This is a genomic window from Selenomonadales bacterium 4137-cl, from assembly GCA_032334055.1.
Taxonomy (GTDB): Bacteria; Bacillota; Negativicutes; order Sporomusales; family UBA7701; genus Anaeroselena; species Anaeroselena agilis.
Map to the genome: position 1 here is coordinate 486,996 of JAUOZS010000001.1, position 19,875 is coordinate 506,870.

The 19,875-nt window shown below is 50.6% G+C and carries 21 protein-coding genes, 2 pseudogenes and 1 riboswitch; of the genes and pseudogenes, 16 read left to right on the forward strand and 7 right to left on the reverse strand.

From position 1 onward, the window contains the following. Nucleotides 1-9 precede the first annotated feature (9 nt). The 4 genes from Q4T40_02470 (at nucleotide 10) to Q4T40_02485 (ending at nucleotide 3,645) form a co-directional block, all read left to right on the forward strand. A complete protein-coding gene (locus tag Q4T40_02470) occupies nucleotides 10-684 on the forward strand; it encodes a GGDEF domain-containing protein (GenBank protein ID MDT8900101.1) in 675 nt (224 codons plus the stop codon). A 182-nt stretch (nucleotides 685-866) separates the two neighbouring features. Further along, nucleotides 867-1,409: a CBO0543 family protein gene (locus Q4T40_02475; protein MDT8900102.1), complete on the forward strand. Its 543-nt coding sequence runs from the start codon at nucleotides 867-869 to the stop codon at nucleotides 1,407-1,409. A gap of 395 nt (nucleotides 1,410-1,804) precedes the next feature. Beyond that, complete coding sequence (locus Q4T40_02480) at nucleotides 1,805-2,950, forward strand: peptidoglycan DD-metalloendopeptidase family protein (protein ID MDT8900103.1); 1,146 nt, start codon at nucleotides 1,805-1,807, stop codon at nucleotides 2,948-2,950. 212 nt (nucleotides 2,951-3,162) lie between these two features. Then, a complete protein-coding gene (locus Q4T40_02485; GenBank protein MDT8900104.1) occupies nucleotides 3,163-3,645 on the forward strand; it encodes a polysaccharide deacetylase family protein in 483 nt (160 codons plus the stop codon). A 402-nt stretch (nucleotides 3,646-4,047) separates the two neighbouring features. Here the strand turns inward: Q4T40_02485 and Q4T40_02490 are convergent, their stop codons facing one another. Both Q4T40_02490 and Q4T40_02495 read right to left on the reverse strand, forming a co-directional pair. Then, nucleotides 4,048-4,578, reverse strand: a complete 531-nt coding sequence (locus Q4T40_02490) for a ferritin (GenBank protein ID MDT8900105.1) — start codon at nucleotides 4,576-4,578, stop codon at nucleotides 4,048-4,050. A 190-nt stretch (nucleotides 4,579-4,768) separates the two neighbouring features. Next, a pseudogene (locus Q4T40_02495) lies at nucleotides 4,769-4,918 on the reverse strand (polysaccharide deacetylase family protein). Nucleotides 4,919-5,027: 109 nt separating this feature from the next. Here Q4T40_02495 and Q4T40_02500 point away from each other — a divergent pair. Then, the gene (locus Q4T40_02500; protein MDT8900106.1) at nucleotides 5,028-6,596 is read left to right on the forward strand and encodes an IS1182 family transposase; all 1,569 of its coding nucleotides are present in this window, start codon (nucleotides 5,028-5,030) and stop codon (nucleotides 6,594-6,596) included. A gap of 88 nt (nucleotides 6,597-6,684) precedes the next feature. On the opposite strand, the gene Q4T40_02505 is transcribed toward Q4T40_02500, so the two are convergent. Genes Q4T40_02505 through Q4T40_02515 form a run of 3 tightly spaced genes read right to left on the reverse strand, consistent with a single transcriptional unit; the run spans nucleotide 6,685 to nucleotide 8,431 of the window. Continuing rightward, entirely contained in the window at nucleotides 6,685-7,371 is a 687-nt protein-coding gene (locus Q4T40_02505; protein ID MDT8900107.1) for a polysaccharide deacetylase family protein, read from the reverse strand. A 37-nt stretch (nucleotides 7,372-7,408) separates the two neighbouring features. Continuing rightward, nucleotides 7,409-7,738 (reverse strand): small basic family protein, encoded by a 330-nt coding sequence (locus Q4T40_02510; GenBank protein MDT8900108.1) that lies wholly within the window; start codon nucleotides 7,736-7,738, stop codon nucleotides 7,409-7,411. Next, nucleotides 7,739-8,431 carry a DUF881 domain-containing protein gene (locus tag Q4T40_02515; GenBank protein MDT8900109.1) on the reverse strand — a complete coding sequence of 231 codons (693 nt, stop codon included), beginning with the start codon at nucleotides 8,429-8,431 and terminating at the stop codon, nucleotides 7,739-7,741. 340 nt (nucleotides 8,432-8,771) lie between these two features. On the opposite strand from Q4T40_02515, the gene Q4T40_02520 reads away from it, so the two are divergent. The 7 genes and pseudogenes from Q4T40_02520 (at nucleotide 8,772) to Q4T40_02550 (ending at nucleotide 15,362) form a co-directional block, all read left to right on the forward strand. Next, entirely contained in the window at nucleotides 8,772-9,134 is a 363-nt protein-coding gene (locus Q4T40_02520; GenBank protein ID MDT8900110.1) for a metalloregulator ArsR/SmtB family transcription factor, read from the forward strand. A 203-nt stretch (nucleotides 9,135-9,337) separates the two neighbouring features. Further along, nucleotides 9,338-11,701: pseudogene (locus Q4T40_02525) on the forward strand (heavy metal translocating P-type ATPase). Nucleotides 11,702-11,780: 79 nt separating this feature from the next. Beyond that, nucleotides 11,781-12,089 carry a CC/Se motif family (seleno)protein gene (locus Q4T40_02530; GenBank protein ID MDT8900111.1) on the forward strand — a complete coding sequence of 103 codons (309 nt, stop codon included), beginning with the start codon at nucleotides 11,781-11,783 and terminating at the stop codon, nucleotides 12,087-12,089. 198 nt (nucleotides 12,090-12,287) lie between these two features. Next, entirely contained in the window at nucleotides 12,288-12,773 is a 486-nt protein-coding gene (locus Q4T40_02535; protein MDT8900112.1) for a hypothetical protein, read from the forward strand. A gap of 175 nt (nucleotides 12,774-12,948) precedes the next feature. After that, complete coding sequence (lspA, locus tag Q4T40_02540) at nucleotides 12,949-13,422, forward strand: signal peptidase II (GenBank protein ID MDT8900113.1); 474 nt, start codon at nucleotides 12,949-12,951, stop codon at nucleotides 13,420-13,422. A 2-nt stretch (nucleotides 13,423-13,424) separates the two neighbouring features. Then, entirely contained in the window at nucleotides 13,425-14,459 is a 1,035-nt protein-coding gene (gene mltG / locus Q4T40_02545) for an endolytic transglycosylase MltG (protein ID MDT8900114.1), read from the forward strand. A gap of 88 nt (nucleotides 14,460-14,547) precedes the next feature. Beyond that, a riboswitch (cyclic di-AMP (ydaO/yuaA leader) is annotated at nucleotides 14,548-14,682 on the forward strand. 2 nt (nucleotides 14,683-14,684) lie between these two features. Continuing rightward, the gene (locus Q4T40_02550) at nucleotides 14,685-15,362 is read left to right on the forward strand and encodes an NlpC/P60 family protein (protein ID MDT8900115.1); all 678 of its coding nucleotides are present in this window, start codon (nucleotides 14,685-14,687) and stop codon (nucleotides 15,360-15,362) included. 422 nt (nucleotides 15,363-15,784) lie between these two features. On the opposite strand, the gene Q4T40_02555 is transcribed toward Q4T40_02550, so the two are convergent. Beyond that, nucleotides 15,785-16,453, reverse strand: coding sequence for a cytochrome c biogenesis protein CcdA (locus Q4T40_02555; protein MDT8900116.1), 669 nt, complete (start codon nucleotides 16,451-16,453; stop codon nucleotides 15,785-15,787). Nucleotides 16,454-16,660: 207 nt separating this feature from the next. On the opposite strand from Q4T40_02555, the gene Q4T40_02560 reads away from it, so the two are divergent. Then, nucleotides 16,661-17,518: a tetratricopeptide repeat protein gene (locus tag Q4T40_02560; GenBank protein ID MDT8900117.1), complete on the forward strand. Its 858-nt coding sequence runs from the start codon at nucleotides 16,661-16,663 to the stop codon at nucleotides 17,516-17,518. Nucleotides 17,519-17,572: 54 nt separating this feature from the next. After that, complete coding sequence (locus Q4T40_02565) at nucleotides 17,573-17,890, forward strand: CC/Se motif family (seleno)protein (protein MDT8900118.1); 318 nt, start codon at nucleotides 17,573-17,575, stop codon at nucleotides 17,888-17,890. Between the two features lie 95 nt (nucleotides 17,891-17,985). On the opposite strand, the gene Q4T40_02570 is transcribed toward Q4T40_02565, so the two are convergent. Then, entirely contained in the window at nucleotides 17,986-18,849 is an 864-nt protein-coding gene (locus tag Q4T40_02570) for a cation diffusion facilitator family transporter (protein ID MDT8900119.1), read from the reverse strand. A gap of 268 nt (nucleotides 18,850-19,117) precedes the next feature. On the opposite strand from Q4T40_02570, the gene Q4T40_02575 reads away from it, so the two are divergent. Both Q4T40_02575 and Q4T40_02580 read left to right on the forward strand, forming a co-directional pair. Further along, nucleotides 19,118-19,423: a stage II sporulation protein P gene (locus Q4T40_02575; GenBank protein MDT8900120.1), complete on the forward strand. Its 306-nt coding sequence runs from the start codon at nucleotides 19,118-19,120 to the stop codon at nucleotides 19,421-19,423. A 76-nt stretch (nucleotides 19,424-19,499) separates the two neighbouring features. Next, nucleotides 19,500-19,862: a metalloregulator ArsR/SmtB family transcription factor gene (locus tag Q4T40_02580; GenBank protein MDT8900121.1), complete on the forward strand. Its 363-nt coding sequence runs from the start codon at nucleotides 19,500-19,502 to the stop codon at nucleotides 19,860-19,862. The last annotated feature ends 13 nt before the right edge of the window (nucleotides 19,863-19,875 follow it).

Below are 19,875 nucleotides of genomic sequence, written 5' to 3' on the forward strand. Positions count from 1 at the left end.
TGGGTGAAAATGCAGGTTTTTTGTCGTTACGCTCCTTTGATACTCGTAGTATTGGGAACGATGGTAGGTTTAACTGGATATTACCTGGATATGGTCTTGCGTGTTAGTTTTGAAAGGCTATTATGGCTGGGGGCTACCCTTCTTCTGGCATTAGCCGGATTAATTACTGGCAGGATGATTCAGAGGCTCAATTTAAGTTCGCTCACTGATTTTACGACAGGCTTATGGAACAGGAGATACTTTTACCTGCGGTTAGATGAAGAAGAAGCACGGGCAACAAAAAAGAAAGCTCCGTTGTGTGTAGCCATGATAGATGTGGATGGCTTTAAAGCAGTTAACGACACTTACGGTCATGCCGCAGGGGACTTGTTACTGTCTGACCTTGCTGCTATTTTCAAGAAAAATACTAGAGCTACGGATGTTGTTGCTCGTTGGGGTGGCGACGAGTTTGCCATAATTTTCTCCGAAACTTCTATAAAAGATGCTCATGAAGTCATAGAGAGGATACGACAGAAGGTCGAGGCGAAATTTAGTTCTTCATACGATCTTACTATAAGCGCGGGAGTTATTTCGCTAGAACCAAATCAGGACATAAGAGACTTACTTATTAAAGCTGACAAGGCACTATACAAAGCAAAGGAGCAAAAAAATTCGGTTATTACGATAACTGAATTTATAAGATAAATGATCCATAAATCGAAGGAATACATAAAAAGAGAAACCGAAATATGCGACAATATTGAAAAAGCCCTCAATGAGATTAACCGGCTTAATAAAGATGGACAAGACTCAACTTACTCTTTCCGAAGACTTGAAGCAGCGTTGAGGGAACTTGAATTATTAAAGTTTGGGGAAGTGATAACCCCATGCTGTCGTCACCAGAATTGGTTGAACTACAAAGGCAGTTAACCGCGCTCCGCTTTGAACAGTGGCGTCATGAATCTCTATTTTCACTTCAATGGTGGTTCTTACTGTTCTTGCTTATTGCTCCTTGGCTTATCTGGGTTAAGCTGGTTGAAAGGAGACGGGTGCTGGAAATCAGCCTATTTGGGGCGTTGACAATTGGCTTGATAACCTTAATGGACGCTATGGGCATGGAGTTGGGTCTGTGGGGATATAGGTATAAACTTACCCCGCTTCTTCCCATGCTTCTACCAATGGATTTTTCTGTTTTAGCTGTTATACATATGCTGATTTACCAATATTTCAGGCCGTGGAAAGCGTTTATAACGGCCCTTACTGTCGCGGGCTGTGTGTTTGCCTTTATTGGGGAACCGTTTATGGAATACATTGGTATATATCAAAGGTATGGATGGCTCTATATATACTCTTTGCCGATATATGTTGGTAAAGCTGTGGCTTGCAGGCTGATAGTCGCAACGCTTATGAAATTAAACCAGGCAAGATAAAGCGGGCACTAATATTAGAGGATCGTGACGTGCTGAAACGATGCGTCTGGAAACAGTTGCCAGGGTGCGCGAGATAGCTAGGGTTCTGCAGGATTTTGACGGGTATCCGGGAATTTGACGAGGAGTTGTTCGGGATGATAGTTGAGCGTATTCTGGTAAAAAATCTGGTACAAGTGGAGTTTGTGCTACGGTCGGGGGTTGGGATAACTGAGGTATTATAAAAACTTAAGGTCTTTTATGGAGAAGATGCGTTTCGCGCCGTTTTTCGGCGCATTATGATTAGATTGTGGGTTGGTGGGGAAATGAGCCTGCGAAAGATAGCAGGAAATTTACGATTTTTTAAAGAATAATATAAAGCATTTGTCCTACCAAATACCTTTTAGCTGGGGGATTGCATGAGAAAGAAGAGGCTTATCACCTGGGCTTTTACGATAACCTTCTCCGTAAGTATTGCTCTGGGTCCAACGCTAGTCGTCATGGCCGATGAGGTCGAGCAGATGCAAACTGAACTTAACTCGATTACGCAGCAGATACAGGACCAACTGGGAAAGGTCAACAAAATCAAACAGGAAGTCAACACTGTGGCCGGGCAGTTGGAAGAGGTAGAGACAGAATTGGACCAACGCCAGGGAGAGCTTCGTTCTGTCGAGGGTCGGCTTCTGGCTACGCAGCGTCAGATCGAAGAAAACACCAAGCTCCTGGAGAAAACCGAGAAGAGTTTGGCCAGCCGTACCCAGATACTGAATAAAAGAATCCGCGACATTTACATGTACGGCCAGGTAAGCTATATTGACGTCCTTGTCGGCGCGTCGGATTTTACCGATTTCACTACTCGCTACGACCTGCTCCGGCGCATCCTTAAAGCCGACGCCGAGCTTATCGCCAAAGCAAAGGCGGAACGGGAGCTTATCGCCCAGAAGAAAAAAGAGCTGGAACGGGATGTCGCGGCTATACAGGAACTGAAAAAGATAGCGGTTGAAAAACGGACGCTGGTGGCCTCCCGCTACCAGGCCAAGCGCTCGATTCTCGACAACCTGGAATCGCAGAAGGATGAGGCCGAGCGGGCTTATAACGAACTGCAGCGGTCTTCCAACCGCATCGAGCAGATGATCCGCGCCCGCAAAGGCGGCGGTGCGCCCTCCGGCGCTATCGTTACCGGAAGCTATATGTGGCCTACCAACGGCGTAATCACCTCCAATTTCGGCTGGCGCACCCATCCGGTGTTCGGGAATCAACGCCTGCATGCCGGCATGGACATCGGCAACGACCACGGGGAGCCGATCTATGCAGCCGACGGCGGCGTCGTCATCAGCGCGGGCTGGATAAGCGGTTACGGAAAGACGGTAATCATCGAGCACAACAGCACCTATTCCACCCTGTATGCCCATGCATCCGAGATTCTGGTCGGCGAAGGCCAGGTTGTTCGCAAGGGTCAAGTTATCGCCAGGGTGGGCGAGACCGGCTATACCACCGGTCCAAACCTCCACTTCGAGGTCCGTGTCAACGGCTCTCCGACCGACCCGCGGGGATATCTGCCCTAACGATGTTAGGGCAGTAATACTACTAATACTTGGAGATTTCGATGACGAGAAAGATTCTTGGGACGATATTACTGTCAGGGATAATTGTATTGCTCACCCTATCAGGCTGTTCAAGTCGTCAGCCGGGTAACCCTGCAGCGGTTGTTAATCCCCCCGCTGCAACTCCAGTAAATCAACCCGCGCTATCCTTCCCCACCGGGGTGCCTGTGCTGATGTACCACAGCATAAGTGAAGAGAAGGGCAACGACGCGGTAATTTCGCCGGCCCTTTTCGCCGAACAGATGGCTTACCTTCACAGTCAGGGATACAACCCGGTAACTCTTGACCAGCTATACGACTACCTCACCGGGCAAAAGGGACTGCCCCCTAAACCGGTGGCGATTACTTTCGATGATGGCTACCGCGACACGTATGAGATTGCACTGCCCATCCTTAAACGGTATGGTTTCAAGAGCACTCTTTTCGTGTTGACCGCCGATTCGGAGCGACGGCTGACCTGGCAAGAACTGCGGGAGATGAAGGCAGCCGGGATGGAGATAGCCTCCCACAGCTACACGCACCGCAATTTGGCCGGTATGACGGCTACGGCCCAGGCTGATGAGATTACTCGGTCCAAGGAACTGCTGGACAGAAACCTCAACCAGGATACCCGTTTCTTCTGCTACCCAACAGCAGCTTCAGCAAGGAGACGATAAAAATACTGCGGGAAAAGGGTTTCAAGCTGGCCGTGACCACCGATCCTGGATGGGCTAAACAGGGTGACGACCAATTTGCCTTACGTCGGGTATGGATCGGAAACGGCGTAGATATCAATCGTTTCAAAGAGCGTCTGACCCGGGCGGATTACCCAGTAATATAGCACAAAAGCAAAGAGCAAATATGCCGGCATATTTGCTCTTTCAATTATATAGCGAGAATATATAGCGTAAATAGGCCTCTCCAACCGATTGGCGAGGATAATTGCCAATGGGTTTAGCAAAGGATATTGCCTCATCGATTGAAAAGCAGTGACTCCGCTGTGTGAAGACCAGCGGGGTTATCTTTTACACTATCAGCGGTATTGCAATTTGACTGCTTCATACTCTTTTTATGGTGACCTACGCGTTTTCACCAGTTTCCTTTTTTTCTTCACGTTCATGTTCGACCATTTCATGTACTGCATGGTCTGCCATCAGAATAGCTGCGGGATTGTTGCCCGCCATCTCGAATTTTTCAAATACCCGCCTGGCCTGAGCTTCGCTCTCGGTTCGCTCTTGCAGGAGAGATTGGAGAAATATCTGTGTCCGGTAGTCATTCTCACACAACGATTTGTCATATGCCATATTGTATAAGGCAGTCATATTGATCTCATGCTCGACTATTTCCGCCAGAAGCTGTGCTGGTGATCCAAAACAAGAAGGTGGGGCGTCCAGTTCTCTCCAGAGGACGGTGTTCCCGCGTTTCACTATATAGTCTACTATGTTTAAGGTATCCTTGAACCTTTCCTGGTACTGGATTTTAAGCCAGTTTGCCGTTCCTTCCAGTTCAACGGCTTCCGCATAAACGGAAGCGGCCAGGTAAAAATATGCGGACTCTAAACCATTCTTAATCAGGTAAACCAATACCCTTGCCATTTTATCCGAAAGCATTTTAAAACCCCTCCGTTGACATAGTCGGATTACAGTACATTATATGTAAGTAGGGTTATGATGTTGACGTTTTCAGCCTGTCGAGAAAGGGGACGGGACGATCAATAACCCCAAAAACGCAACAGGCAACCGGTAAACACCAGTTGCCTGTTACTTTTTTTATATATTCTCGGCGCTTTGCTCCGGGATATTATCGGTGCAGAATTTCTTCGACTGTCACAAATCGAAACCCTTGCTGACGCAAGTTTTTTATTATGATCTCCGTTGCGGCCAGGGTTTGGCTGCGATCCCCGCCTATTACTCCATCACCGTCATGCAGAAGCACTATCGATCCGTTGCGCACTTTACCTAGGAGTGTGTTGCAAAACCCATTGAAATCAAACCGGAGATTCCCTTGAAACCAGGGAAATCAAGGCCTGACGGCGAATTTACCTGTAGAGGTGAACGCCGTGTTAGGAAGCCAAGATAAACAGACCAGCTTATTGGATTTAGAAGCGTGGCTGGATGGTCCGCTGGTCGATCCCGATAGCATTTACGGACTGTTTGCCCGGTGGGGCGAGCGCCTCATCCGGGAAGAAGACTTTGCCGACCTGTACAGTGCCGTTGGCCGGCCTTCGGTTTCTCCGGCTCTGCTGTCGAAAGTGCTGTTGTTGATGTATCATGACAACGTTTCGGATCGGGAAGCGGAACAGCGCGCCCGCTATGACCTGCGCTGGAAAAAAGCGCTGGGTCTGGGCCTGAACGAAACGGGCTTCGACCATACGGCCCTGTGCCGGTTTCGTACCCGGCTGCTGCTCAATAAGCAACAGAAGCTGGTTTTTGAACGATTTGTCCGCCTCGCCAAAGAAACGGGGATCTTGAAGGACCGGGGACTGCAGATTCTTGACTCCACCCAGGTGCTGGGAGCGGGCGCTCTCCAGGACACCTACACCTTAATTAAAAAGGCCATCCAGAAGATGTTCGCCGTAAGCAGTCATGCCGGCGGTACGGCACGGGACCGGTTGAACGCCCTTTCTTTGTCCTTGGATTACAGCCAAAACGGCAAGGAGAAGATCCGGTGGGATGATGCTGAAGCCAGAACCCAGCTCCTCCGCCAGTTGGTCGGCGACGGTCGCGCCATCTTGGATGCGCTCAAGGGGGCCGAATTGACGGCGGACGAAAAGACGGCCATGGAACTCCTGGGTAATGTCACCGAGCAGGATATTGTCACCGATGACACCGGTATCCATCTCAAACAGGGCGTGGCTCCTGACCGCATTCTTTCGGTAACGGACCCGGACATGAGGCACGGACACAAAACCTCAAGCGGCAGGTTCAACGGCCATAAGAGCCAGATTCTCATGGACGAAGCCAGTGAACTTATTACCGGCATCGATATCACTGCCGGAAACCGGCCGGATGGCGAGTCGGTCGATCCCTTGTTGGCGGGAACCCTCGTCAAGCCTGGCAAGCTGCTCGGGGATACCGCGTACGGCACACTCGAAGCCCGCGATCAGATGGCTAAACATCAAGTAACGCCGGTGGCGCCGCTGCCAGGGGCTCACGCCCCGAAGAAACGGTTTGGCAAACAGGACTTTACCATCGATTTTGGGCAAGGAATCTGCTGGTGTCCGGCGGGAGAAATCACGGCCACGGTCCGGCATCGCAAGGGCGGCATTGATGTGTTTGTTTTCCCCAAAGCGACCTGCAACCGTTGTAAGTTCCGGGACCAGTGCACCCGTCACGGCAAGGGAAAGACGATTGAGCTGCATTCGCAGGAAGAGCGGCGGCGGGAGATTCTGGCCGAGATGGCCACAGAAGAATTCCGAACGCTGTACGTGAAGCGGGCCAAGGTGGAGCGAAAAGTGGCGCACCTGATTCGCAAAGGAATGCGTCAAGCCAGATATATAGGCAGAACCAAAACGCTCCTTCAGGTCGCGTTTACCGCAGCAGTGGTGAATATCAAACGGCTCTATACACTTACCCGGGACCAAGTCTGCCCATCGGTCGGGCTCCCAGCGGTCCTGGTGGGTCAGTAAGGGCCATAGGGGATAGAATCAAACGTTATTCTTTCCGGCATATCCCTAAATTGAGGTGACGGGCCGCCTTTTTAACCATGATGGGTACTCAATGGCCACAGTATACAGGGGTTTCGAAACACTCTCCTAGAATGCGGTCGGCGATGACTTCGGTGCCGGGTTTTTTCCAGTCCTCGGCCATAACCGACCACTGTACGATAGCCAGTTTTTGCTCTTTGGCGAGCTGCAGGACCAGTGGATCACGAAAGCCGTGCGGTGGTCGTAAAAGCTTAGGGCGCGTCCCGGTTGCATTTCCGATGACTTCCACGCTTTTGGCCATCTCCGCCGCGATCTGGGCTTCATCCAGCTTGAGGAGGTCAGAGTGGGTATAAGTATGGCTGCCTATCAAATGCCCTTTTTGGGCTATCGCTTTGGCTGCTTCAGGGTAATTTTCTGCATTTTGTCCGATAAAGAAGAAGGTCGCCTTCACGTCATATTTAGCGAGGATATCCAGCAATTGCAAAGTATAAGGCGGATTGGGGCCGTCGTCAAAGGTTAAGGCTACTACTTTATCGGACTGTGAGCCCTGATAGATAACCGGACCGTAAAAAGAACTCGTGGGCAAAACGGCGTTTAGGGTAAGGTAAGTACCTACGAGGATGGTCGCTATAGCCAAAGCCAGAGCCGGCCGCCAAGGCCGCCGGAGAATGTGCAAATAGTCCAAAAGCAGAGCGATGAGGACCAGAACGGTGGCTATTGCCAGCAAAGTGGTTAATCGCATAGGCGTATCCAGCATGGTAATCTATCCAGTCCTTATATTAAAACCTTCGTTGTCAACGTCTTAAGAAATGGTGTCGAATGACCGCCAAGTTCTGAAATACTCTAATCCCAAAGGCCAACAGGGCTACATAGTACAAATCAATGCCAATCCGTTCCCCGATATAGACAAGGCCGGCAGCCAAGAGCGCATTGGTGAAAAAACCGGTCATAAAAACCAGATTATCAAATTTCCCTTCCAACCCCGCTCGTAAGCCGCCAAATACCGTGTCCAGCGAAGCCAGCAAAGCCACGGACAAATATTTCGCATACTCCATTGGCATACTCACGGGCAAAAAGGTGCCAATTAAAAGCCCGATAATGAGTCCAACGACAGGTAAAATCATCTATTTCCCTCCGTCCTGAACAGGCTGGGCGTAATTGAAGCGAAAAGTGCCCTTAAAGGCGGGAATTTGCACGTTGGCAGACTGCTTTACTTCAATCCGGATACCCCAGAACTGCAGCGTTTCTATTACTCCGCCGCGAAGTTTCAGCGCATTTTCCAACGTCACCGGATCGCCGATAGCTTTGATTTCAAACGGCGCGGCAAAATTCGTATTGTTAATGGATATATAAGGCCCGGCGGAGCGGACTTCCGAAGAAGCTATGAGGCGCTGCCCGTTGATGGATATGGCCTCTGCGCCGGCTGCCCGCAGTTCGTTGAGAACTTTTAAGAGGTCTTCATCTTTTATCAGGTATAAATTGGGGTTATTGCTTCGGGGCGGCGCGGCTGGCTTGGTGTCGTCTACCGTGACAATGACGCCGGCGCCTCGCAGCGGTACAAGCCCGGCTCCCATCCTGACAGATTCCAGTTCCGCAGACGCCGCACCCCCAGCATTGGATTGACGCAGGTCGCGTATCTGGTCTAGTAGAGCGTTGCGCTCTTTTTCCATCTGAATTACCCGTTGCGTAAGATCCTCAACCCGCTGGTACTTTGGGGAGGAACGGATGTCCTGAGTGGCGCGGAACTGTACGGCCAGCATAATTCCTAAAACAACACAGACTAAGGCGATAGAGAAGTGTCCCTGTTTTTGCAATATATCACTCCTAAATATAAGGACATAATTTGGGGTGGGATCAAGAGACTTGACAGGAGCGCTTGCCACCCATTACTATTATACATATGAACATATAATCACACAAGATGATGTTTTGCTTTTTCTCTGGTAATTACATGAGGAAAAAGTGGGATATCACTTGTGGGTTGGAGGTAGTAAATTCAATTATGGGGCAGGCCGGTTTCAAGTTTTGCCCCTCCTGCGGATCGAGCCTTGAACCGGCGGCATGTAAAGGCTGCGGCGCGAAGCTGCCGCCGGCGGCCGCTTTCTGCCCGGGCTGCGGAACAAAGGTTTAAGGGGTAACTCTAATTTGAGGTGACGTATGAAAGATTTGCTATGTGACATGTGCGTGGAGCATTGCGAGCATCCCGAGACGGTCTGCCGCGCAAAAGCGGAACTGCTGCCGGAAAATACGGTGCAGCAGTTGGCTGAAACGTTTAAGATTTTGGGGGATGCCACCCGGATTAAAATACTGTGCGTGTTAGCCAGACGGGAAATGTGCGTGTGCGATATTGCCGAGACGCTCTCAATGGGCCAGTCGGCCATTTCCCACCAGCTCCGGGTGTTGCGCGGCGCACGGTTGGTAAAATTCCGGCGTGACGGCAAAGAAGCCTGGTACTCCCTGGATGATGACCATGTTGTGGACTTGATGCGCCAGGGCCTGGAGCATATTACCCACACGTAATGGCAAAGGCTGGGATTGTTGACGTGGCGCTTCTTGGCGATTTTAAATGCCGGCCGGGTATTACGGTAGAAATTATACAAAATAGCAGGAACAGATACTATTTTGAGAAAAGGAGATGAAGCCTTATGGGAGCAAAACAGGAAGTCTGTAACTGTGGCTGTTGCCAAAGTTCCGCGTATGAGGTAGTCGCTTCGATAGCTGAGGCTGCCGCCGCTGTGGATAGCGCCAATTTGATGAATGGTACTTTCAGCATTGACGGGCTGGACTGCGCCGACTGCGCGGCAAAACTGGAAAAAGGCATCAAGAAACTGCCGGGCGTGCGGGAGGCTCAGGTAAATTTTGCAGCAGCGAAGCTGAAGGTTGTGTATGACAAGACGCTGCTGGAGGTGCCCCAGATTACCAAAACAGTAAGCGGCTTTGGCTATAGCGCGGCGATGATTCAGGCTGCCCAGAACGCGCCCGGCTATCATACGTCGGTATTCCGGATCGAGGGGATGGACTGTGCCGACTGCGCCGCCAAACTGGAGAAAAAGATTACTGCTTTGGCGGGAGTGCGGTCGGCAACGGTGAACTTCGGCGCCGGCAAGCTGACGGTCGAGCATGCTCTGACTGATAGTGATATTGTCAAGGCCGTACAACAGGCTGGCTATCAAGCCGTCCGGGACGGCCAAACAGCCCGGCCCGGCGCTCAGCCGGCCGGCGCCTGGTGGCGTAAACCCAGAACGTTGGCGACCATTGTTTCTGGTGTGTTTTTGCTGGCGGCCATCGTGCTGGATTCGGCCGGGGTGAGTGAGAATATCCTCATTCCGCTCTATTTAGCGGCTATGGTTGTCGGAGGATACCATGTAGCCAAAAGCGGGCTGTACGGTCTAAAAAGTCTAACGCTGGACACCAATTTCCTCATGACGATTGCAGCCGTCGGTGCCGTTGCTATTGGGGAATGGAGCGAGGGCGCGACCGTTGTGTTCCTGTTTTCGTTAGGCAATGCCCTGCAGTCCTATACGCTGGATAAAACGCGGGAATCGATCCGTGCCCTGATGGAACTGGCGCCGCGGGAAGCCCTGGTACAGCGGGACGGCAAGGAAGTTCGCCTGCCGGTGGAGCAAATCGTGGTAGGCGACATGATCATCGTCAAGCCGGGTGAGCGCATCGCCATGGACGGTAATGTGGTGAGCGGTGTTTCCACGGTCAACCAGGCGCCGATTACCGGTGAGTCCATGCCGGTGGAAAAACAGGCCGGTGACCTTGTTTATGCCGGGACGGTCAATGAACAGGGGGCTCTGGAAATCGCTGTAACCAAACTGGCGGCCGATTCCACTCTGGCCAAAATTATGCATATGGTGGAAGAGGTGCAGGCGGAAAAGGCACCCATGCAGCAATTTGTGGACGTTTTCGCCAAATATTACACACCTGCCGTTATTCTGGCGGCTCTAGGCTTGATGTTCATTCCTTCACTGGCTTTCAATCAGCCCTTTGATGTTTGGTTTTACCGGGCGTTAGTACTGCTGGTTATATCTTGTCCTTGCGCTCTGGTCATTTCGACGCCGGTATCCATCGTGTCGGCTATCGGCAATGCCTCCCGGCGCGGGGTGCTGATTAAAGGCGGGGCTCACCTGGAGCAGATGGGACGAATCCAAGCGGTGGCCTTTGACAAAACCGGAACGCTGACTGTCGGCAAACCGATGGTGACCGATGTGGTGCCGCTAAACGGCATAGTCAAACAAGAGTTGTTACTGTTGGCGGCCGCGGTGGAAAAATGGTCGGAACATCCCCTGGCGCAGGCCATTGTTGCCAAAGCTGCTAATGCGTCCTTAAAGCCTGTAAGCAAATTTAAGGCGTTAATCGGCCGGGGAGCGCAGGCCGACATAGACGGCCAGACGGTGTATGTAGGCAACCGGCGCCTGTTTGAAGAAGTCGGGCATGCCTTGGCCGGGTATGAAGCGCAACTTACCCAACTGGAACAGCAGGGCAAGACGGTGATGTTGGTTGGTACCGAACAGCAAGTGATGGGTGCCATTGCCGTTGCCGACACGCTGCGGGAAAACAGCACTGAGGCGCTGACGGCGCTGCGGGCGGCCGGTGTGCGGACCATGGCTATGCTGACCGGCGACAACAAGCGGGTGGCGGCGGCTATTGCCGAAAAGCTGAATATTGACGCTTTCTACAGTGAACTGCTGCCGGAAGACAAGGTATCGGCACTGAAACAGCTTGCCCGCGAATACGGCAGTGTGGCCATGGTGGGCGACGGCGTCAATGACGCGCCCGCTCTGGCGACAGCCAATGTGGGCATCGCCATGGGGGTGGCGGGGTCGGACACGGCGCTCGAAACGGCCGATATTGCCCTCATGTCGGATGATCTGAGCAAACTGGCCTATGTTATGAAGCTCAGCCGTAAGACGCTAGCAATTATCAAACAAAATGTCACCTTCTCCTTAGTAGTAAAATTGTTATTCGTTGTAGGTACTTTCTTCGGCTTCGTCAATCTGTGGCTGGCAGTATTAGCCGACACCGGGGCTTCGCTATTGGTCACTCTGAATGGTATGCGCCTGGCGCGGGAGATAAAATAACTGAACAGGGGTAGACGGGTTGTCTACCCCTGTTTTAAAAGTAACAACAGTAACTACGATTTGCAAGGGGGAATGGAGAATGCAGTTTGAGATTACGCCGGCAGCGCGGGAATATATTCGTAACAAGGGCGGTGTGATAACCGTTAAGCTGGAAAAAAGGCAGACCGGCTGCGGCTGCTGCGGGGCCACGGAGGTGGAGAGCCCGTCCGTACGGTTGGGAGCGCCGCAGGCGGAAATCGATCATTATCAGAAAGTGACTTCAAGCGATGCTGCTATATATGTTCACTCTTCGCTGCAAAACACGTCAGAGCTGACATCGCCGAAGATAGACGTGGAGAGGACGCTTTTTGGCCGCAAGCTTGTCCTGTATGGCCTGACCCAGGAATAAGGTTAGCTGAGATTAGATTGCGCCAAAGTTGAAACTGGGTGAAAATATCAACGTTAGGTGTTCCAAGAATTATAATTGATTCTGCTTATATTGATGGAATACTTTCTATATAATCAGCAATAGAATATCAAAGAGTTTCTTTTCTCCTTGCGGAGAGAAAAATATCCGAAGAAAAATTGAGTTGCGGAGGGTGATGACATGTTCCGGTTCATCAGGTATAGTGTGTTGGGGCTTGTGTTGGCGTTATCGTTGACAATCACCGGGGTATCTTATGCTGATGATGGTACGTGGAGCTTGACTGACAATGGCTACAAAATTTGGAACCCTTGTCCCCAGCCCAATGAGACTGTAACCTGGTCTAGTGGCGCTGATGAAGAAAAATATGCCACCGGTAAAGGAGTAATCCAGTGGTTCGAAGACGGAAAGCCGGTAATGGGCTACGAAGGGGATGTGGTAAAAGGTAAGGCGAATGGTAAAGGGATTGCGACCTGGCCTGACGGAGACCGTTACGAAGGTGACTTTGTAGACGGCAATATGACCGGCAAAGGGGTTGCCACCTGTGTCAGCGGCGACCGTTACGAAGGTAACTTTATTAATGGCAAAATGAATGGTTATGGTACTTACTATCATTCCGATGGTACAATCCAGCAAGGCCAGTGGGAGAATGATGAATTTGTTGGATAAAACAGTTAAAGTATCCGATTAGCTATTGGGAAAGAAATCCTAAGTTTAAAGGACTCGTCAATTTGAGGACGCGACGTTTTGGTAGTATTACGGTAGGTTTAGGGAGTAAGTGTAATGAATGGAGAACTCGTGCGCCGATTCGGCGCCGCTTTTTTGGGGGAGAGGAGGACAAACTGTGCCGGTAATGGTATTAGCTATTGTCGTTGCCGTTGTCGATCAAGGAATAAAAAACTATGTTCAGGCGCATATGACGCTGGGCATGTCCATACCGGTCATCAACGGAGTGTTTCATATCACGTATATACTGAACCCAGGAGCTGCTTTCGGCCTGCTTGAATATCAGACCAAATTATTTGTGGCTGTAGCTGTCATCATGCTTGCCGCACTGGTGTATTTTTACTGCCATATAGCGGCGGGGCACTGGCTTCTTCGTTTTGGCGCCGGCCTGTTGGCTGGCGGCGCGACCGGCAATGTCATTGACAGGGTGACAACAGGCTATGTGGTGGACTTCCTTGATTTTCGTATCTGGCCGGTTTTTAACTCGGCGGATATTGCCATTGTGACCGGAGTGGGCTGCCTTGTTTACATCATGCTATTCTTGCCCGAAATGCTGCCTGAGAGCCCGGGAAGGCCGGAGAAAGAAGGTTAACCATGAGCATTGTACCGCAGAAAAAAGCGCTGTTACAAATAGCTATGCTATTGTTGGTTCTCATGGCGATTACCGGCTTTGAGTATTGGCGGGATTACCGTGTGCCGGTCAGCGCTGGTGAAGGCAAGACTCTAACGGTTACGGTGAAGCCGGAAATGACAGTGAAAGATATCGGTGATGAGTTGTTCCAAAACGGGATCATTCACAATGCTACGCTTTTTCGCATTATCGCCAAAGTCCAGGGGGTGGAAAAATCGCTCCAGGCCGGTGATTATGCCCTAAGTCCCAACATGAGCATCACAGGAATAATCGACAAGATGGTTAAGGGAGATATCGTTTATCGTCTGTTTACCATTCCGGAAGGTTACAATGTGGAGCAAATCGCTAAGCTGCTTGCTGAACAAGGATTGGGCGACGGCGCCAAGTTTAAGGAACTGGCCCGAAAGTACACGCCTTTCCCATATATGGAGCAACAGCCGGAGATCATCTATTCATCCGAAGGATATATCTTTCCGGACACGTACCGGATAACCGGAGGCATGACGGAAGCAGCGCTCCTGGAAATGATGGTTGCCAACTTTGATAAAAAAATTACGCCGGAAATGAGGGAGCGGGCCAAAACGCTGGGGCTGTCCCTGCATCAGGTGATGACGCTGGCATCGCTGGTGGAAAAGGAAGCAAAGCTGGCTAAAGAGCGGCCTGTCATTGCGGGGGTATTTTTCAACCGGCTGAAACAAGGTATGCCGCTCCAGTCTTGTCCGACCGTGCAGTATATTTTAGGCTATCCGAAGACTGAGCTTACTATCGCGGACACCCAAATTGCGTCGCCCTATAACACGTACCAGAACCCCGGACTACCGCCAGGCCCGATAGCCAGTCCCGGCATGGCCGCTCTCCGGGCGGTGCTGTATCCGGCAGATACGCCTTATCTTTATTTTGTGGCCGCCAAGGACGGCTCCCACCGCTTCAGCAGAACATATGAAGAGCATTTGGCTGCTGTCGATGAGATAGCTGGTCAGGTGAATGGAAAACTTTGATTATTCTCCCATCAGGGTAGGCGGTTAATTTGCATAGTTTGGTAGGTTGCCGCTATAAAACAGGCAGGAGGTTTTAACCAAAAAATAAAAAATATGAGCGCCGAATCCTGTAGGAGACAGGTACGGAGGACCCAAATTTGGGGGTGAAGCGACATTGTACGCGGGGCTGCAGCCTTGGCCCTAACCCGTCAGCTAACTTCGGAGGCGCGGAAAAGGCGGATTGCGTTGAAAAAATCAAAGTGTTTCAAATGGACTGTAATCGGACTATTAGGTGTGTCCCTTATTTGGGGGAGTCCGGCAGGGGCCTCCGCGGCTAGCCAGTTAGGAGACAGTGGTGACGAAGTTATAATTATCCAAGAACGGCTATTAAATCTGGGGTATAATGCAGGGATACAGGATGGGTTGTTCGGCTATCAGACCCAAGCTGCGGTTGAAGCTTTTCAGGCGGATTACGGATTGGCTGTGGACGGGATTGTGGGCGAGGATACCTGGCGGGTGCTCCGGACTACTGTTCCCCAAGTGAGCCGGGGCACAGCGGCCACTGCCCGGATTGTGCTTACTGCCCAGCGCTATCTGGGAGTCCCTTATGTATGGGGTGGTGCAAGTCCTGGAGGGTTTGACTGTTCGGGATTTACTCAGTACGTGTTTGCATTAAACGGAGTAAGTCTGCCGCGTACAGCAGATATGCAGTTTGGCGTCGGGATTCCGGTGCGTTATGACCAGCTACAGCCTGGCGACTTGGTGTATTTTTCCACCTATGAGCCCGGTCCGTCCCACAATGGGATTTATATCGGAGGCGGAAGATTTATCAGTGCAACTTCCAGCCGTGGCGTGGTCATAGACCGTTTGGATAGTGCTTACTGGGATGCACGGTATGTGGGCGCCCGGCGCGTTATCAGGTAGCTGACAATATCGATAAATAGCGGCAAAAACTTAATTTTTTGCCGCTATTTATTTTATACCACATTTGCTCTTCATACAATTTACACAATGTTTTGTTATGATATAGATATTCGAAAAAAAAAACATAGGACAGATGTTACAAGAGGAGGTAGGGGGCTGCTTGACTGGAATTCGTAACAGCGAAAATATGGAGCGCTTGATACTGGAAGCGTATAATAAAGCCAACTCAACAGATTTTTTTGCCATTACCACCGTACTGGAGCGAATAGTGAACCGGCGGTACGCATATAGCGATCCTCGGGCGGCCATTACAACAGGGCAGGTGCGGCAGGTTTTGGAACGTAGGGGAATGACGTATACCCTGGGCAGGATTACCCAAGAGACGTGATAATGTCAGTTGTATGCTGTAGGGGGATGAAATCCTATCCGAGTAAATCGAAAAAGATTAATAGACCCGTGAGTGCCAGAATGATGCCGGCGACGCGCGGCAAAAGATACAGCCGGCTGGAGAATGGACGTATTCTGATCAGGTATCGCTGCAGCGTAACCGTCAGCAGCGCAAACGGGATACAAAAGCCCAAGGCATAAATGAAAAAGACGGCGATTCCTTTTAACAGCGACGATGATGTGCCGGCATAAACAAGCACAGGAGCAAGCAGGGGGCCATTGCACGGGCTCCAGGCGGCGGTGGAAGCTATACCCAAGAGAAAAATTCCTATAGGACCAGTACCGGTAGGGAAACGAGGCCGAAACCCATGACGCAGCCGGCTTAAAGGAAATAGAGCACTAATACCCATTAGTATCATGAATACTGCCCCGGTTTTACGGATGAGGTGCTGATAATCATGCAGAATTTGACCAAGGAAGGATGCGCCGGCGCCGACAACGAGAAAAACGATGATGAACCCGCTTAAAAAGATGCAAGTATTAAGCCACAACCGCCTTATCCCTGGATAGCTTACGGCTGAACTTGTGCCGCTCGTTGCAAGAAACGCCGTGTACGTTGGTAAAGCAGCCAATACACACGGTGACAGAAATGATATTACTCCGGCGGTAAAAGCCGTCAACAATGCAAAATGTCCAAACTCCATTTTGCCTCCTTCGTAGTTTTGAGTATTTAAAACTCCATAATACTACGCTGGCGAATGAATGTCTTATGTATTCCTTTATTTGGGAGATACAACAACAGGCAACTGGTATATCCATAATGGGCGTACCGATTGCCTCTGTCGTTTGCTATAAGTTAAAAAGCCGGCAATAAAAGCAAAGTATTAATCAATACTACATTAGGAGTAGCGATGATAAATACCGACAAGAAAATTATGGTCAGCGCTCGGGTCAACGCCGAGGCCGTCAGCTTCCTGAAAAACATGGAAGTGCCCCTGTCGGATGTCATTGAGGCAGGCATCATGTGTTTTTTGTTGTTGGACGATTTTGACAAGGTCAAGTTCCTAATCCAAAATAACGAAGAAGTAGCCCTGAAGAAGGTTGTGCAAAGCAGCCGGGGAGCCAACACGAAAATTTGGCCGGAGATGGTGAAGGAGCTGCTGGGACTGAAGAGTGTCACAGAGGTAAAACCGGCCGTGCGAGAGTTGATATCGGTGGCCAAGAACCTCGAAGATCGTGGCGAAGAAGTGTTTTTCAAAAAACGTATCGCCGGCCTGGACGCGACAGCCCTGCTGCAGGAGGCCAACCTGCTGATGCTGAGGAGCGATTTCGCCGGCGCCCTGATGATTTACGAAAGCGCTCTGCGGCTGTTTGAAGTGGAACCTGATTGGCCGGAAGCCGCCAAGACCCAGGTAATGGTCGGCAAGTGCCACCAGTATCTAAAATATTATTCTTGCTCCTTGCACGCCTATGAAGAGGCGCGGCGGGTCTTTAAGCAATTGGATATGTGGTACGAATTGGCCGGAGTATTGTTTGACCGGGGGACTTGCTACCAGATGACCGGAAGGTATGAAGAGGCGTATGACGCCTTCAACGAATCGCGTCTGCTTTTTGAAGGGCTAGGAAACTCGGAAGCGGTATTTAGAGCCTTTTCCCATATGGAAGCCTGTCTGAGTTGCGTGGGGGATAAGAAACGGATGCTGGAACTGTATGATCTGCTTTTTGATAGAATTGAGAACTTGAGAAAACAGCTATTACCCATATATTAAGTCGCTTTGATGGGTCACTTAATAAGCTGAACAAATGCCAAGGAGGATAAAGGGATGCGCTTCGCGATAACGTCTGCCGCCCGCCAGTACATAACCGCCAACGGCGGTTCCGTCACCATAAAGGTTGAGAAAAAGCCCACAGTTTTCGGCTGTTGTGGTCCGGATGAAATCCCATACCCGTCCATGCGATTGGGAAAACCGGCCGAGAACGAACTTGCGGGATATCTGCGGTTCGTGGTTGAAGAATTCGAAGTTTACTGCGACAAGGCGCTTGAGGATATGGCTGAATCCGGCGAACTGACCATTGAACTGGAACGGACCTTTTTTAGCAAAAAACTGGTGCTCTACGGCATAAAAATGGAAAGCCACTGATTACGGATACTGCCTGCTTACAATAATAATACCCGTTCTAGCCGAGTTACAGACACGCACGAAGCCGGATAACCCGGCTTCTCGTTTTTCTTTTATCATATTATTGGGCAGGCTGTCTCGGAACAAATCCTTTGGTAAAAATCCTCTGTCTCGACCTGAATCGTGGTATGGTGAATTTTATACTTCTCGGCAATCTGCTTAATCGCCTCCTGCAGGATTTGCTGAGGGTCTATACCGTGGTCTATGAGCAAATGACAGGTCAGGGTGTCGACCCCGGAGGTAAGCGACCAAATATGAAGATCATGGACGTCCTTGATGCCGGGAATCTTTGACAGCGTGTCCTTGACATCTGCCCAATCTATCGTCGGAGGCGTTCCTTCCATAAGGATGCGGAGGGCCTCGTCGATTACATGCCATGCGCTCCGCAGAATAAGCAGGCCGACGATGACGCTGACTGCCGGATCGGCCCAGTACCACCGGAAAAAGTAAATAAGCACCCCGGCGGTTATCGCTCCCACCGAGCCCAGAGCGTCACCCAGAATGTGCAGGTAAGCGCTACGGACGTTTACGTTGGCGGTATCGCCGTGATGGGTGAGAGCCCAGGCGCTAGCCAAGTTTGTCAATAGGCCGATAGCGGCTATGATAATCATTGTCCCGCTCTGGACCGCGGGTGGCTGCCATATCCGATGATAAGCCTCCCACATGATAATGCCGGCGATAAGAAACAGGGTGGCCCCGTTTAGCAATGCCGCCAGAATTTCAAATCGGTAAAACCCGAAAGTCTTATTCGAACTCGGCGGCTTTGCCGCGTACCAGACTGCCAAGAGACTTAGCAGCAGCGAGCCGGCGTCGCTCAGCATATGGCCTGCGTCTGAAATAAGGGCCAAGCTGTTGGTAATGACGCCGCCGACAAACTCCACGACCATTATCGTTGCGGTCAAAGTGAATGATATCAGCAATCCCTTTTTATTCTGTTTCTCAGTATGACCGTGGTGTTGATGCATTATCTCACCCCTCTTCTTAGTATCTCTCACAAGCCGGGGCAAATGACTTTAGATAACTGGAAAAGACAACCGCATCGGGCAATCGTGAAGGCAAGTGAAAAGTTTTTGCTAAGATTCGCCTGATGGGGAAAAAGTATTTTCAGGCGGGCATGACAGCCGAGTGAGGACAATACCACCGGGAATGCCACAGGGGTAAAGCATAGTCAACTAGGAGGAATGCTCAATGGTCTTCTCACGCGGGCGAACAAAATATTTCGTTTTGGCCGCAGTCGTTCTTATACTAATCGGATTGGCTATCGGCTACTACGTCTCCTCCCTGACGCCGGAACGCAAGCCTTTAGAGATTGAAGAAAAGCCATACGAATACTATATCATCATCGACGAGGCCAGCGGCAAAACCCTCGCCTTCGTTGCGACTGTCGTCGTGAGCCCGGGAGACGAATATCTAAATGAAGACGGCCAGTGGTACGAGGTAGTCCGTGTGGAGGAAAACCGGGCCTACGCCCGACAATTTGAGAAAAAGCAATAGAAAGTCATTGACCAATTCTCTAGGGTTATCATATAATCTATAAATGAACAGTTATTCATATATTGGTGGTGATTGGATGAGAGAACAAGAATGCGATGTGTGCGAACAATTGTGTGAGCATCCCCAGAACATCTGCCTGGCCAAAGCTGAAATGCTTACGAATGATGCGGTTCATCAACTGGCCGAGATATTCAAGATACTCGGTGATGCCACCCGGATAAAAATTCTGCATGCGCTGTCCAAACGGGAGCTTTGCGTGTGCGATATCGCCGCCGTGGTCCAAATGGGCCAATCGGCGGTCTCGCATCAGCTCCGGCTTTTGCGCGGCTCACGGTTGGTAAAACATCGCAAGGAAGGAAAAATGGTCTGGTACTCGCTCGACGATGAGCACATTTCATTGCTGTTATCGCAAGGTATCGAACACATAGCACATAGGTAAGGGAGGGAATGTA